We start from the raw sequence: 573 nt of genomic DNA, 5'->3' as shown, positions 1-573 counted from the left end.
GCCTCAGCTTCCAGCCATCCTCATTGCCTTCATTGTCCTCGCAACACCAAGTATATTCATGACTCGCTTGAGGTTGTATGCCAGTACGTGAAGGCTCATCTCGGTGCTCACCTTCCCGAGCGTCCGGGTCTGGAAGTGTGTGGCACCCATCCAATGCTTGAGCGTGCCGAAGACGTGTTCAACGGTGCTTCTTCGGATGGTCATCGCATCGGGCTTCCGGTCGAGTCGACGCTGCATGGCTTCCAGTACATGTTCGTGCTCCCATCGTCGGATGCGGCGATAGTCGCTGGGCGAACATCGCTCCTTGAGATGGCAACGCGGGCATGCGCTGGGCCAGTACACGTTCAGATTCATGCCATTCTCAACGGTCTTGAATCGAAGAATTGCGCGCTCGCCGGCGGGGCACCGATACTCATCGCTCCTGGCAACGTAGATGAAGTCGCGTTTGGTAAAGAGCCCTTTCTTCCTTGACGCCGAGGTGAGTGGTTTCGGGACATACGTAGTGATCCCGGCCAGTTCACAGGCACGGATGTCCGGACCACTGAAGTAGCCGCGGTCAGCCAGCACCTTCAG

1 protein-coding gene is annotated in these 573 nt (G+C 57.4%); it reads right to left on the bottom strand.

The window, feature by feature from the left end:
• Positions 1 to 3: 3 nt before the first annotated feature.
• A partial coding sequence (locus PQR42_RS45620) for a transposase (RefSeq protein ID WP_408496125.1) occupies positions 4 to 573 on the bottom strand: 570 nt, incomplete at its 5' end.

Origin of the sequence: Paraburkholderia sediminicola (genome assembly GCF_046027355.1) — a bacterium.
Lineage (GTDB): Bacteria > Pseudomonadota > Gammaproteobacteria > Burkholderiales > Burkholderiaceae > Paraburkholderia > Paraburkholderia sediminicola_B.
The sequence above is the reverse complement of the archived record's forward strand: the minus strand, read 5'-3'. Positions and strand labels throughout refer to the sequence as shown.